11 protein-coding genes are annotated in these 14,170 nt (G+C 66.3%); 3 read left to right on the top strand and 8 right to left on the bottom strand.

Going from position 1 to position 14,170, the window contains the following annotated elements:
* A complete protein-coding gene (locus tag BLQ70_RS14950; protein WP_091857975.1) occupies nucleotides 1-1,596 on the bottom strand; it encodes an acyl-CoA carboxylase subunit beta in 1,596 nt (531 codons plus the stop codon).
* A 282-nt stretch (nucleotides 1,597-1,878) separates the two neighbouring features.
* On the opposite strand from BLQ70_RS14950, the gene BLQ70_RS14945 reads away from it, so the two are divergent.
* Nucleotides 1,879-2,325, top strand: a complete 447-nt coding sequence (locus tag BLQ70_RS14945; protein ID WP_091857972.1) for a VOC family protein — start codon at nucleotides 1,879-1,881, stop codon at nucleotides 2,323-2,325.
* Between the two features lie 52 nt (nucleotides 2,326-2,377).
* Here the strand turns inward: BLQ70_RS14945 and BLQ70_RS14940 are convergent, their stop codons facing one another.
* A complete protein-coding gene (locus tag BLQ70_RS14940; RefSeq protein WP_091857970.1) occupies nucleotides 2,378-3,790 on the bottom strand; it encodes a mannose-1-phosphate guanylyltransferase/mannose-6-phosphate isomerase in 1,413 nt (470 codons plus the stop codon).
* A 214-nt stretch (nucleotides 3,791-4,004) separates the two neighbouring features.
* Nucleotides 4,005-6,404, bottom strand: a complete 2,400-nt coding sequence (gene bglX / locus BLQ70_RS14935) for a beta-glucosidase BglX (protein ID WP_210184303.1) — start codon at nucleotides 6,402-6,404, stop codon at nucleotides 4,005-4,007.
* A 199-nt stretch (nucleotides 6,405-6,603) separates the two neighbouring features.
* On the opposite strand from bglX, the gene BLQ70_RS14930 reads away from it, so the two are divergent.
* Nucleotides 6,604-8,340 (top strand): glucan biosynthesis protein G, encoded by a 1,737-nt coding sequence (locus BLQ70_RS14930; RefSeq protein ID WP_210184302.1) that lies wholly within the window; start codon nucleotides 6,604-6,606, stop codon nucleotides 8,338-8,340.
* On the opposite strand, the gene BLQ70_RS14925 is transcribed toward BLQ70_RS14930, so the two are convergent.
* The 4 genes from BLQ70_RS14925 to BLQ70_RS14910 form a co-directional block, all read right to left on the bottom strand.
* Entirely contained in the window at nucleotides 8,310-8,504 is a 195-nt protein-coding gene (locus tag BLQ70_RS14925; protein WP_091857962.1) for a hypothetical protein, read from the bottom strand. The two genes, BLQ70_RS14930 and BLQ70_RS14925, sit on opposite strands and share 31 nt — an antisense overlap.
* A 150-nt stretch (nucleotides 8,505-8,654) precedes the next feature.
* Complete coding sequence (locus BLQ70_RS14920; protein ID WP_091857960.1) at nucleotides 8,655-10,205, bottom strand: DHA2 family efflux MFS transporter permease subunit; 1,551 nt, start codon at nucleotides 10,203-10,205, stop codon at nucleotides 8,655-8,657.
* 15 nt (nucleotides 10,206-10,220) lie between these two features.
* Entirely contained in the window at nucleotides 10,221-11,462 is a 1,242-nt protein-coding gene (locus BLQ70_RS14915) for an HlyD family secretion protein (RefSeq protein ID WP_091857957.1), read from the bottom strand.
* Complete coding sequence (locus BLQ70_RS14910; protein WP_091858783.1) at nucleotides 11,455-11,925, bottom strand: MarR family winged helix-turn-helix transcriptional regulator; 471 nt, start codon at nucleotides 11,923-11,925, stop codon at nucleotides 11,455-11,457. The genes BLQ70_RS14915 and BLQ70_RS14910 overlap by 8 nt, the downstream gene beginning before the upstream one ends.
* Nucleotides 11,926-12,126: 201 nt before the next feature.
* Here BLQ70_RS14910 and BLQ70_RS14905 point away from each other — a divergent pair, with 201 nt between their 5' ends.
* A complete protein-coding gene (locus BLQ70_RS14905; RefSeq protein ID WP_091857955.1) occupies nucleotides 12,127-12,750 on the top strand; it encodes an alpha/beta hydrolase family protein in 624 nt (207 codons plus the stop codon).
* A 22-nt stretch (nucleotides 12,751-12,772) separates the two neighbouring features.
* Here BLQ70_RS14905 and BLQ70_RS14900 read toward each other — a convergent pair whose 3' ends face one another.
* Complete coding sequence (locus BLQ70_RS14900) at nucleotides 12,773-14,158, bottom strand: RNB domain-containing ribonuclease (RefSeq protein WP_091857951.1); 1,386 nt, start codon at nucleotides 14,156-14,158, stop codon at nucleotides 12,773-12,775.
* Nucleotides 14,159-14,170 lie beyond the last annotated feature (12 nt).

Genomic DNA, 14,170 nt, shown 5'->3' with positions numbered 1-14,170 from the left:
TTACATCCGGTAGACGGGGCGATGCCCGGGCAGGTCGATCTCGCGCGCCGCGAGCGAGAGGCACAATCCGATCACGTCGCGGGTCTGGGCCGGCTCGATGATGCCGTCATCCCAGAGCCGAGCCGTTGCGTAATAGGGCGTGCTCTGCTCCTCGAACTGGCGGCGCGTCTCGCGGTCGAGTTTCTCGATCTCGGCTTCATCGGCATTGCCGCGCGTCAGGCTGGAGCGCCGGAGCTCGGTCACCACTGTCGCGGCGACATCCGGCGACATCGTCGCGATCCGCGCATTCGGCCAGGCGAAGAGGAAGCGCGGCTGGAAGCCCCGGCCGCACATGCCGTAATTGCCGGCGCCATAGGAGCCGCCGATGATCACGGTGTAGCGCGGCACCCGCGCATTCGAGACGGCATAGACCAGCTTGGCAGAATGCTTGGCGATGCCGCCGCGCTCGGCATCCGTGCCGACCATGAAGCCGGTGATGTTCTGCAGGAACAGCAGCGGGATGCGGCGCTGGTCGCAGAGTTCGATGAAATGGGCGCCCTTGAGCGCACTGTCGGAGAACAGCACGCCGTTATTGGCGACGATGCCGACAGGCTGGCCGTGGATATGGGCGAAACCGGTGACCAGCGTCGCGCCATAGTCCGGCTTGAAGGCGTCGAAGACGCTGCCGTCGACCATGCGGGCGATAATTTCGCGCACGTCGCAGGGCTGCTTCAGGTCGGTGCCGACGATGGCCTCGATCTCGGCGGGGTCGTAGAGCGGCGCCGTGACAGGGCGCGCGAGCGTGCGCGGCGCGGGCCAGTTGAGCGCACCGACGATGTCGCGGAGCTTGGCGATCGCCTCGAACTCGTCCTCGGCGAGATAGTCGCTGACGCCCGAGACCTGCGTATGCATCTCGGCGCCGCCCAAGGTCTCGCCATCGACGATCTCGTTGATTGCGGCCTTCACGATCGGCGGGCCGCCGAGATGGATGCGGCCGGTGCCGCGCACCATCACGACCTCGTCGGACAGCGCCGGGATATAGGCGCCGCCCGCCGTGCAGCCGCCGAACACCGCCGAGATCTGCGGCAGCCCGGCCGCCGACATCCGGCATTGCTGCAGGAAGGCGCCGCCGAAATGGTCGCGATCGGGGAAGACGCGGTCCTGCTCCGGCAGGAAGGCGCCGCCGCAATCGACGAGATAGAGGCAGGGCAAGCGGTTCTCGAAGGCGATCTCCTGTGCCCGCAGGTGCTTCTTGACCGTCTCATGGAAGAAGGAGCCGCCCTTCACCGTCGCATCATTGGCGATGATCATGCAGGGCGTGCCGGCGACCACGCCGATGCCGGTGACGATGCCGGCGGCAGGTACTTCGTTGCCATAGAGTTCCCAGGCGGCGAGCGGGGAGAGTTCGAGGAAGGGCGAGAGCGGGTCGACGAGCAGGTCGATGCGTTCGCGCACCGGGATCTTGCCGCGCTCGCGATGGCGCGCCTGCAGCTTCTCGCCACCACCCCCGAGGACACGCGCGTGGCGTTCGCGCAAGGTCTGGATCAGCGCTCCGTAGGCTGCTCGCTTCTCCTGCTGCCCGGCTCCCGTGCCGACCCTGGTTTCGATGACCGGCATGTGTCTGAGCCTCCGCGGACGCTCCTGTCGGCCAGCTCGCCAGCAGGGTGCATTCATTACCTACCTGCCGGTAGGCAGTTGAGCAAGAGGAAACGATGGTGCTGCCATCCCGGTGGGTGATGGGATGTGCGCTTCCGGCTTTCAGGGAACGTTCGGTCGTGGCCGGAATTCGTATGCTGACATGCTTGGGGTGAATATCTTGATATCAATCCAATCGGGGAGCTGTCGCGCTCCTCGGCTCCGCCGGAGGAGCGCCGAGGCCCCAACAGAAGGGAGACGACCATGAAGATCGTGACCAGCTTGAGCTTCCGAGGAGAGTGCCGGGCGGCATTCGATTTCTACGCCCAGGTCCTCGGCGGAAAGATCACCGCCGCCATACCCTATGGCGACGCGCCGCCGGGGATGCCGATCACCGACGAGAAGTACAAGACCTGGCTGATGCATTGCTGGCTGGAGGTCGGTGACCAGGCCCTGATGGGCGCCGATATGGATACCGCCTGGGCCCCCAATGTCGACAAGCCCAAGAACGGCTTCGACGTCACCCTGCATACCGGCGACAAGGCAGAGGGGCAGCGCTGGTTCGACCAGCTCGGCGCGGGCGGGCGGGCCGTCATGCCGTTCAGCGAAACCTTCTGGTCGCCGGGCTTCGGCTCGCTCGTCGATAAATTCGGCATCCCCTGGATGATCAACACCATCCCCGCTGCCGACTGGAAGCCGGCGCAGGGCTGAGCCGCAGCTTCAGAAATCCGACGCGATCCTGAGAGGTGCTTCGCAGCGCCTCTCAGACGCGCCTGTAGATGTCCTCGATACGAACGATGTCGTCTTCGCCGAGATAGGAGCCGACCTGAACCTCGATCAGCTCGAGCGGTATCTTGCCGGGATTGGCCATGCGATGCAGGCAGCCGATCGGCAGATAGATCGATTCCGTCTCATGCACGATGATGGTCTCGTCGTTGCGCGTCACTTCGGCGGTGCCGCGCACCACCACCCAATGCTCGGCGCGGTGATAGTGCTTCTGCAGTGAAAGAACGCCGCCCGGCTTCACGGTGATGCGTTTCACCTGATAGCGCGCGCCCGTGTCGACCGAGAGATATTTCCCCCAGGGGCGCTGGATTTCGCGATGGGCACCGGCTTCCGACTCGCCATGGGCGGTGATCAGCGCCACCATCTCCTTGACCTGGTCGGCCTTCGCCTTGGGCGCGACGAGAACGGCGTCGCGTGTCGAAATGACCGCGATGTCGTCGAGGCCAATCACCGCCACCACCGCATCTTCGGACCGGATGAGGTTGTTCGCGCCGTTCAGCACATAGCCGCGCCCGTCGATGACGTTACCGTCCGGGTCCTTTTCGGAAAGCTCCCAGACCGCCGACCAGCCGCCGACATCCGACCAGCCGAAATTGCCGGCGACGACGGCCGCTTTCCGGGTGCGTTCCATCACCGCATAGTCGATCGAGATGGTCTTGGCCTGGCCGAAGGCTGTGGAATCCAGCAGCAGGAAATCGAGATCGGGCTCGGCCCGGGCAATGGCCTCGGAAACCGGGGCCATGACATCCGGCTCGAACGTCTCGAGTTCAGCCCGCATGGTGGCCGCGTCGAAAATGAAATTGCCGGAGTTCCAGAGATATCCGTCCAGCAGGTATTGTGCTGCGCGCCTGGCATCGGGCTTCTCGACGAAGGCGGCGATGCGGCGGGCTCCGTCCTGGAGCTCGTCCCCGGGCTGGATATAGCCGTAGCCGGTGGCTGGAGAGGTCGGAGGGATGCCGATCGTGACGATCTGCCCCTGTGCGGCGACGAGCCCCGCGATGCGGCAGGTTTCGACGAAAAGATCGCCATCCTGGACGACATGGTCGGCCGCGAAAACGCCGACGATGGCGTCGGGGTCGCGGGCAAGCGCAAGCTCGGTCGCCGCTGCGACGGCTGCCGCGGAATCACGCCGCATCGGTTCGAGCACGATCTGCCCCGTCGCCCCGCAGGCCTGAATCTGCTCCTGAACCGTGAAGCGATACGCGACATTGGTGATGACGATCGCAGGCGCGAAGACCTTGTCGTTCGAAACCAGCCTCATGACCCGCTGGAAGGTGGAATCCTGGCCGAAAAGCGAAATGAACTGCTTCGGCATCGTGTCGCGCGAAACCGGCCACAGCCGGGTCCCGGAGCCGCCACACATCACGACAGGTATAATCTTCGAAGACATGGGCGATAGACCTGCACGACTCTCTATTGCGGGCGTTCGATCGAGCATATCGAGCGATCACTCCATGAGTCAGGAGAACTCTTGGAGTGTGGCCTCACAATACCGCAGGTAGCCTTTCCACGACGTTACGCGACACGGAGCGCCCTCATGCAGCGCTCCGATCGCGGCATGGTGCCCATGCTGCGATCGCGACCTGAGCGCCTGCCTGGCCCGCTCACCCCAGCAGGAACGACTGCTCCAGCACATTGCGGGAATCGAGGCCGAGCTGGACGTTGAACTGCCCGTTCTCGACGACCTCCTTCAGGTCGCCGTTGACGAATTTGAGCTGGTCGGGGCCGATCTCGAAACGCACGACTCTGGCTTCGCCGGGCTTGAGCGAGACCTTCTGGAAGCCCTTCAGCTCCTTCACCGGCCGGGCGATCGAGGCATAGGGATCGGCGATATAGAGCTGGACGACATTGGCGCCTTCGAAGCTGCCGGCATTGGTCAGCGTCGCCTCGGCGGTCAGTTTCTCGCCGCGCTTGATGCGGCTGGCCGAGAGCTTGAGGTCGGTCAGGGTGAACGTGCTGAAGCTCAGTCCGAAGCCGAACGGATAGAGCGCGCCCTGCTCCTCCTCGAAATACTGCGAGGTGTAGTTGCCGGGCTTGCCCTCCGTATAGGGGCGCCCGATCCGCAGCGCGTTGTAATAGGTCGGGATCTGCCCGGCCGAGCGCGGGAAGCTGATCGGCAGCTTGGCCGAGGGGTTGTGGTCGCCGAACAGGATGTCGGCGATGGCGTTGCCGCCCTCGGTGCCGGTGTACCAGGTCTCCAGCAGCGCGTCGGCATTGTCCTTTTCCCAGCCGATCGCGAGCGGGCGGCCGTTCATCAGCAGGACGACGAGCGGCTTGCCGGTCGCCTTCAGCGCCTGGAGCAGCTTGCGCTGCGAGCCCGGCATCTCGATCGTGACGCGGCTCGATGATTCATGCGACATGCCGCGGACCTCGCCGACGACCGCGATCACCACATCGGCCTGGTTGGCCACAGTGACGGCCTCCTCGATCATCACGTCGATCGGGCGCGGGTCCTGGATGACCTCGGGTTTGTCCCAGTTCAGGAAGTTCAGGTATTCGACGATCTTCGGGTCGTCGAGCACGTTAGCGCCGCGCGCGGTCAGGAGCTTGGCCTTGCCCTCGATCGCCTTCTCGATGCCGGCTTTGACCGTGACGGCCTGCTCGGCGACGCCCTGCGCCGACCAGCTGCCGAGGATGTCGAGTCCGGAATCGGCCAGCGGCCCGACGAGCGCGATCGTGCCCTGCTTCTTCAGCGGCAGGGTCTGGTTGCGGTTCTCCAGCAGCACGATGGTCTCGCGGGCGATTTCGCGGGCCGGCTCGCGATGCAGGCGGTCGTTCGAGCGCACATCGACGGGATCGTCCTCCGCCTTGCCCATGCGCAGGAACGGGTTGGCGAACAGGCCCATGTCGTATTTGGCGCCGAGCACCTCGCGCACGCAGGCGTCGAGCTCGGCCATCTTGATCTCGCCCGAGGCGATCAGGCCGGGAACCTCGGCGAGATAGACCTGATCAGCCATGCTGAGGTCGATGCCGGCCTTGATCGCGAGCTTGGCGGCCTCGCGGTTGTCGCGGGCGACGCCATGGCGCGTCAGCTCCGTGATCGCGCCATGGTCGCTGACGGTGACGCCCTTGAAGCCCCATTGCTTGCGCAGCAGATCCTGCATCAGCCAGGTATTGGAGGTGGCCGGCACGCCGTTGACCGAGTTGAGCGCGACCATGACGCCACCGGAACCCGCGTCGATCGCCGCCTTGTAGGGCGGCAGATAAACCTGGTGCATGCGCAGCGGGCTCATGTCGACCGTGTTGTAGTCGCGCCCGCCCTCGACCGCGCCGTAGAGCGCGAAATGCTTCACCGCGGCCATGATCGTGTCCGGCTGGTCGGGCGAGGTGCCCTGGAAACCGCGCACGCTGGCCCGGGCGCATTCGCTGACGAGATAGGGATCCTCGCCGAAGCCCTCCGAGGTGCGGCCCCAGCGCGGATCGCGGCTGATGTCGACCATCGGCGCGAAGGTCATGTCGACGCCGTCATTGCAGGCCTCGACCGCCGAGACGCGGGCCATGCGCTCGATCACGGCCATGTCGAAGCTTGCCGCGAGGCCGAGCGGGATCGGGAAGGTGGTGCGATGGCCATGCACCACGTCATAGGCAAAGAAGAGCGGGATCTTCAGGCGGCTGCGGTTGACGGCGGCCTCCTGGAGCGGCCGATTGTCGCGCCGGACCACGGTGTTGAACGAACCGGCGATCCGCCCGGCCGCGACCTCGTCCATCAGCTTGGCATGGGGCATTTCCGGGCCGATACTGATCAGCCGCAATTGGCCGACCTTCTCGTCGACCGTCATCCGGGCGATCAGCTTGTCGACGAAGGCCTTCTTCGTGGCGGCCGGATCGGCGGTGCGGGCCATTTTGGGCCTTGCAGCGGCGGGAAACACGGCCATTCCGGCCGCAAAGGCGGCCGTCGCCATGGCGCCGAGCGCCTGTCGGCGGGACAGGCCGTTCCCTGTCTCGTCCTGGCAGGACACCGTCTCCAGCTCGCGGGAAGCCGGCGCACCGTTCGAATGATCCATGCTGAGTTCGTTCACTTGAGAAGAGAGGGCGGCTGGATGGAGGGCGGCGAAGAATAGCGCGGGAGCGGTTCGGGGAGAACGGCGCTCATTCCTTGACCCTTGTGGCGATGATGGGCATTTGTGCTCGGGTGCGCCACTGCCAAGATAGGGCGGGCGCGCTCCGTCCCGTCGATGTCACCTTTAAGGAGCTAGCTTGAACTTGTCGACCCGTTCCGCTGGCGGGGCCCGCATCGCGGCCCGGCTTTCGTCCTCGGCTCGAAGCCTGCTGATGCCGGTACTGGCTTGGTGTGGAACAGGCCGGGGCAGGCCCGGCGTCGCGCGGCTTGGCACGGCGCGACTTGGCATGGTGCTCGGCTGGCTGGCCGTGGCGGCCTTCGCCGGGTCGGCGGCTTTCGCGCAGCAGCGCCCGAAATTCGGGCTGGACGACGTGGTCGCCAAGGCCAAGGCGCTGGCGGATGCGCCTTATGTCGCGCCGGTCAGCAACCTGCCCGACGTCTTCAGCAAGATGCAGTTCGCCGATTACCAGAAGATGCAGCCCAAGCCCGAGCGCTTCGCCTGGATGGAATACAAGACGCCCTTCAAGCTGGCATTCTACCATCAGGGCATGCAGTTCAACACGCCGGTGAAGATCAGCGAGATCGTCGACGGCGCTGCGCATGAAATTCCCTACGATGCCGGGCGCTTCGATTTTGCCGATCTGCATTTCGACCGTGAGGCGACGAGCAAGCTCGGCTGGGCGGGTTTCCGTGTGGTCTACCCGATCAACCAGCCCGGCAAGCTCGACGAGATCATGAGCGTGCTCGGCGCCAGCTATTTCCGCGTCATCGGCAAGAAGCAGATCTACGGCCTGTCGGGGCGTGGCCTTGCGATCGATACCGGCTTGCCGATCGCCGAGGAGTTCCCCGCCTTCCGCGAATTCTGGCTGCGTCGCCCGAAGCCGAAGGACCGGCACCTGACCTTCTACGCCCTGATGGATTCGGTGCGGGCTTCCGGCGCCTATGAGTTCACGCTGGTGCCGGGCTCGGACGCCGTGCTCAGCGTCAAGGCGCGCATTTTCCTGCGGCAGGGCGCGTCGCCCACGACGCTCGGCATCGCGCCTTTGACCAGCATGTTCCTCTACGGTCCGCAGCAGCCGTCGCAGACCCCGAATTTCCGCCCTGCGATCCATGATTCCAACGGGCTGGCCGTCCGCGGCGGCAATGGCGAGTGGATCTGGCGCCCGCTGGTCAACCCGTCGATGGTGGCGATCAGCGACATCGCGGCCGAGAATCCGAAGGGCTTCGGCCTGCTCCAGCGCGGGCGCGAATTCTCGCGCTATGAGGACCTGAAGGATCGCTACGATCTGCGCCCCAGCGCCTGGATCGAGCCGACCAACGACTGGGGCAAGGGCAATGTCCGCCTCGTCGAGATCCCCACCGCCGACGAGACCAACGACAATATCGTCACGCTCTGGGTGCCCGAGAACAGGCCCCCGTTCGGCGAGCCGATGCGCTTCGATTATCGCATGCACTGGACGATGGACGAGCCGGCGCTGATGAAGGGCGACGTCTCCCATGTCGCGCAGACGATGCGCGCGACCGGCGAGGTCTATCAATCCAACCTGATCCGTGCCGGCGACGGCACGCTCGCCTTCCTGATCGATTTCCAGGGGCCGTCGCTGCGCAAGCTGCCGAAAGGCGTTCGGCCGACCGCTGCGGTCAACGCCAGCGACAATGTCGAGATCGTCGGCACCGAATTGCAGCCCAACCCGGCGACCCAGGGCTGGCGTCTCACCTATCGGGTCAAGCTGAAGAACCCGGCCGCTTCGTCCGATCTCGATGCGGTCCTGAAGCTGGGCGACCGCACGCTGACCGAGACCTGGAAGTTCAGGCTGCCGCCGTCGCAGGCCGCGACGAACAAGGAAACCTATCTGAACCGCTTCAAGGCGATGGAATAGCCGGCGGGAGCATCGCCTATCGACGATAGCGAGCGCCCGAACCGGATCATCGGGCGTTCGACCAGGCGATAGACGAGCCAGGACAGCGCCAGGGTCAGACCGATGCAGAGCAGCATGGTGGCGAGGCCGCCGCTTTGTCCGGTCAGGGGCAGGATGCGATACATCGCTGAAGTTGAGAGGCCGCGCCGCAAGGCCCGCGCCCGTCGCCGCTCGATGAGCCACGGCAACCATGTGCAGGCTCGTTGGACTGACTATTTTTGACGGCGCCCTTGGCCATGCCTGCCTTGTTCCGCGCGTGCCGCCACGGCTCTCCGCTATTCCATGACCATGGCGTGATCGTCGGCTGGCGCAGCCTCCTGGCGCGGCGTGCGCAGCAAAACGAGGAAGGGCAGGGCCGCGAGGCAGAGGATCATCAGGAGCTTGAAATCGTCGATATAGGCGATGATCGTCGCCTGGCGGGTGATGACCTCGTCCAGCGCGGCGCGTCCGGCGAGCGTCGCCGGATCCCAGGCATGCTTGATCGCGGGGATTTCGAAGAGGCGGTTATAGGGCGTCACGTAATTGGCGATCTCGGCATGGTTGACCTGCACGTTGCGGGTCAGGAGATAGCTGACCAGCGAGATGCCGACGCTGGAGCCGATATTGCGCGAGAGGTTGTAGAGGCCGGTGCCGTCGCCGCGATATTCCGCCGGCAGCGTCGCGAAGGTGATCGTCGTCAGCGGCACGAAGAGCAGGCCGAGGCCGCCGCCCTGGACGAAGCCGGTGAACATGATCCGTTGCTGCGAGACATCCGGTGTCCAGCCGGCCATGTCGTACATCGCCCAGGCGCTGACCAGGAAACCGGCGCCGAGCAGGATGCGCGTGTCGACCTTGCCGATCAGCCGGCCGACCAGGAACATGCAGGCCATCGTGCCCAGGCCACGTGGGCCCATGACGATGCCGGCGGTCACCACGGGATAGCCCAGCAGCGTCTGCAGGAAGGGTGTGAGCAGCGCGAGCGAGGCCAGGTAGCAGATGCCGACGATGAAGATGAAGATCAGGCCGACATTGAAGTTCCGGTCGAGGAAGAGCCGCGGCTTGATGAAGGAATTCTCCGCCGTGAAGGTGTGCACGACGAGGATGTAGAGCGCCCCGACGCAGATCGCCGCCTCGACGATGATCTCCGGCGAGTCGAACCAGTCGAGCTGGGCGCCGCGGTCGAGGAAGAGCTGGAGTGCGCCGATCGCGATGCTGAGCGCCCCGAACCCGGTCCAGTCGAGCTTGGCCAGCGCGCTCGACCTGGTCTCCGTGACGAAGGCGGAGACCCCGGCCAGCGCCAGGATGCCGAGCGGCAGGTTGATGTAGAACACCCAGCGCCAGGAGATGTTCTCGGTCAGCCAGCCGCCGAGCACGGGCCCGAGCACCGGCCCGACCATGACCGAGATGCCGAACAGCGCCATGGCGGAGCCGCGCTCTTCCGGCGTGTAGATGTCGAGCAGGATGCTCTGCGAAAGCGGCACGAGCGACGCTCCGAAAAACCCCTGCATCAGCCGGAAGCCGACGATCTGCGTCAGCGATTGCGCTGCCCCGCACAGGATCGAGGCCACGACGAAGCCGATGATCGCGACGGACAGCACCCGCTTGCGGCCGAAGCGGGCAGCGAGGAAGCCGGAGGGCGGCGTCATGATCGCCGCGGCGACGATGTAGGAGGTCAGGACCCAGTTGATCTGGTCCGCGCTCGCCGAGACGCTGCCCTGGATATAGGGCAGCGCGACATTGGCGATAGTGGTGTCGAGCGCCTGCATGATGACCGCGAGGATCACGCAGGCGGTGATGGCGCCACGATTGGCGACGGGTGCTCCGGCCGGAGTGGCGGCACTGGCCATGGCAGGCGGCCTCTTCTACTGGCTGACCTTGCCGACGGCCTCGCCGACGAAGCCTGGCAGGCCGCGGGCATGGCCGGTGTCGATGTCGAGCGTCACGCTCATGCCGGCACGAAGCCGGGGCTGGTCGGGCGGCGTCTCGATCTTCACGCGCATGGCGATGCGCTGCACGACCTTCACCCAGTTGCCGCTGGTGTTCTGCGCCGGCAGCAGCGAGAAGCTCGCGGCCGAGGCCGGGCTGATGCTGTCCACCGTGCCCTTCCAGACGGCGCCCGGATAGGTGTCGACATAGACCTCCGCCTCCTGGCCGGGCTTCACCCAGGTGAGCTCGGTCTCCTTCGGATTGGCCTGGACCCAGACATGGTCGGTCGAGACCAGGCTGAAAGCGTTGGTCGCCGCCTCCAGATACTGGCCCTTCTGCAGGGAGGGCACATTGGTGACGATGCCGTCCATCGGCGCGCGCACCGTCGTGTGGTCGAGCTGGCGCTGGGCCTCGGCGCGGGCCGCGACGGCATCCTTGTAGCGCGGGTGATCCTCGGCCGGTGCATCGGGCTTGCCGTTGAGATTGGCGGCGATGCCGGCGAGCTGGCTTTCGAGCTGCGCCAGCTTCAGCCGGGCGCTGTCGAGGTCATGCCTGGCCTGGTCGAAGGTCGCCTGCGAGGCGACCGACTTGGTGGCGAGGTCCTGCTGGCGCTTGAACGCGGTTTCGTAGAAGGCGATGTCGCTATGGGCCTGCTCGATCTGGCTCTGCATGCCCTTGTAGCTGGCCTTCAGCGCCGCGAGGTCGTTGCCGACCACGCCGATCTGGGCGTCGGCCCGCTCCAGCGCGAAGCGGAACTGCCTGTCGTCGAGGCGGAACAGCACGTCGCCGGCCTTCACCGGCTGGTTGTCGCGCACGTCGATCTCGCCGACGATGCCCGCGACATCGGTCGAGATGCCCAGGATATCCGCCTGCACATAGGCGTTGTCGGTCGACATCACCTGCCCGCCGGTGACGTAGTAATAGCCTCCGACGACGAATGCGATCGGCAGCAGCACGAAGAGCAGCCGGCGCGTGCGGTTGCGTCGGTGCCGCGGCGTCGGGCCGGGCGCGACCTGTGCAGGAATCTCCGGCTTCGTCTCCGGCACGTCCTTCGCAACCGTTTCGGCGCGGGGCGAGGTCTTCGGCTCGAATTGCCGGATTTCCGCCCCGCCGCCTGAGGAGCCTTGCTCGGCCTCCTCGCGGGCGGCCGCTTCGGTGTTTCTGGCTGCGTCATCCATGGTGGGCCTGCCTTTCGGCCACCGGCATCTGGCAGGCGGCCGTGAGATTCGCTTTCATCTGCCCCAGCGTCGCGAGAAGCTGCTCGCGATCGACGGCTGAAATCGCGCCGAAGGCCTCGGACCGTGTGACGTCGCCGAGCGCGCGGAGTTCCGTCAGCTTCGGCCTGGCCTTCTCGGTGAGGTAGAGCTGCCAGATGCGGCGATCGGTGGCGTGCGGGCGGCGTTCCGCCAGGCCGCAGCTTTCGAGCTTGTCGAGGATGCGCCCGACGGTGATCGGCTCGACATCCATCAGCTCGGCCAGGGCGCCCTGCTGGATGCCGGCATTCTGGTCGAGATAGGCCAGCACCTGCCACTGGGAACGGGTCAGCCCGGAATCGCGCGCATGCTGCTCGAAGCGCTTGCGCAGGAGGCGCGCGACGTCGTGGAGCAGGAAGCCCACGGTCGGCGGCGGGGTCTTAGGCATGCTGATCATAAGCATCTATATAAAATTCGGCTGACGAGGGGTCAACGCGAGCTTTGGCAGGTCCGATGCGCACCCGACGCCTTGACGAGGCGCCGGCAAACCTGCCGCCGGTTGCCAGGAAGCTTTCGACGCGGCAGGGCTGTTGGACTAGGTTGGCGTGCGGCAGCCCGGCCCTAAGGCTCGCCGAAGCAGGACAGCGCCATGTTTCTTTTCGACGGTCCCGAGAAGGCTGATGTCACCCTCCTGCTGGCGCATGGAGCGGGGGCGCCGATGGACTCGGCCTCGATGACGGCGGCTGCAGAAGCGCTGGCCGGGGCCGGTTTTCGCGTGGCCCGCTTCGAGTTCGACTACATGGCGGCGCGGCGGGCCGGTACGGCACGGACCCCGCCGCCGCGCGCCGAAAAGCTCAATCCCCAATACATCGCCGCCGTCGATGCGCTCGGCGCGACGGGGCCGCTGATCATCGGCGGCAAGTCGATGGGAGGCCGCGTCGCGAGCATGGTGGCCGACGAGCTGTTCGCGCAGGGCCGGATCCGTGGCCTTCTGTGCCTCGGCTATCCCTTCCATCCGCCCGGCAAGCCCGGGCAATTGCGAACCGCGCACCTCGCCGAGCTAAAGACCCCGACGCTGATCGTGCAGGGAACGCGGGACGAGTTCGGCACCCGCGAGGAGGTCCCGACCTACGGGCTTTCGCCTGAGATCGACATCCTGTGGCTGGAGGATGGCGACCATGATCTGAAGCCCCGCAAGCGGGTGTCCGGCTTTTCAGCCGCCGATCATCTCGCGACCATGGCCGGGGCGGTTTCTACCTGGGCCAAGCGTTAGAACATCGCGCGATGATGCCGGGTCAGCCCGCGCGTTCGAAGATGATCCTGCGCTGCAGCGGATCGGCTGATGTCAGCTTGATCCTTATCCTGTCGCCCGGCTTCTCGCCCGGCCCGCGAACCCGTGCGACGATGGGCAACTCGCAGAGCTGGATGCGCAGGCCGTGCTCGTCCGCGTCGGTCACCACCGCATCGAAGGTGGTGCCCTCGCTGCCTTGAAGCATCAGGGCCTCGGCCAGATCGATCACGTTCCGGTCGATCTGGCCGTCGCGCGCATCGGCCCGCGCCATCACCGCCGGCAGCTCCTCGAACGCGGCCGATACCTCCGGCGGCACCGGCTGGCCGTTGGCGACCGCGAGCGCGGCACGCACGACATAGCGGTCCGCGAGGCGTCGCAGCGGCGCCGTCGCATGCGCATAGGTCGCCGCCATCGGGGCATGCCAGGGCACGATGCCGTCGCGATAGGGCACATAGCTCGCCCCGCCGCTGGCCCTGCGCACCGCCAGCATGAAGGCCGCGTGCCTGCTGTCGGCGGGATCGAGCTTCTTCTCGAACTGGACGAGCGTTTCCATCTCAGGCCAGGACAGCCCCAGTGCCCGCGCGCTCTGGCGCAGGCGCTGCACGGCCTGCTCGTCCGGCTCGGGCATGACCCGGAACAGGCCGGTCCGGGCTGCCAGGAGCGCGTCTGCGATGGCGATGTTGCTGGCCAGCGACAGGGTCGCGTTCTGCTCCTCGGAGCGCAGGCGCGGGCGAAAGAGCAATTGGTAGCGGCCGTCTCCGAGAGCATCGACCTCCTGCTCGGGCGGGTCCACGCGCGCTGCGCCGCGCCGGCTCTCGGCAGCCTCGATGCGGCGGGCCAGCTCATCGAAATCGGCAGGCAGGTCCGAAGCCTTGACCGTATCATAGGCGAGCTTGGCGCTGCTGCGGATGATGGCGCGCTCGGCACCGTCCAGGCGGGCATTGCCATCCCCGTCGATCCGGGTCGTGAAGATCACGGCCGGCCGGGCGACAGCGGGCAGCAGGCTCGCGGCTCCTTCGGCGAGAACAGGCGGGTACAGTCCGGCCCGGCCGTCCGGCAGGTAGATCGTGGTGCCGCGCTGCCAGGCTTCCCGGTCGATCGCATCGCCATCCCCGACGAACCAGGCGACATCGGCGATGGCGTAATGCAGCAGCAGGTCGTTGCCGCTGCGCTCGATCATGAAGGCCTGGTCGAGATCCGTCGAGGTCGCCGGGTCGAGCGTGACGAACGGCCGGTCCGTGCGATCGGCATGCGCGGTTGGCTGGCGCCGGGCCGCGCTGTCGGCTGCCGCGAGGACCGCGGGCGGAAACTGCTCGGGAACGTTGAATTGCCGGCGGATCGCGGCCAGCCCGCCGATCAGCGCATGGGTGGAGTCGATCAGGGTCTTCATCGTCTACCGGGT

The sequence above is a fragment of the Allobosea robiniae genome, from assembly GCF_900102525.1.
Classification (GTDB): Bacteria; Pseudomonadota; Alphaproteobacteria; order Rhizobiales; family Beijerinckiaceae; genus Allobosea; species Allobosea robiniae.
This window is presented reverse-complemented; position numbering and strand designations above follow the sequence as displayed.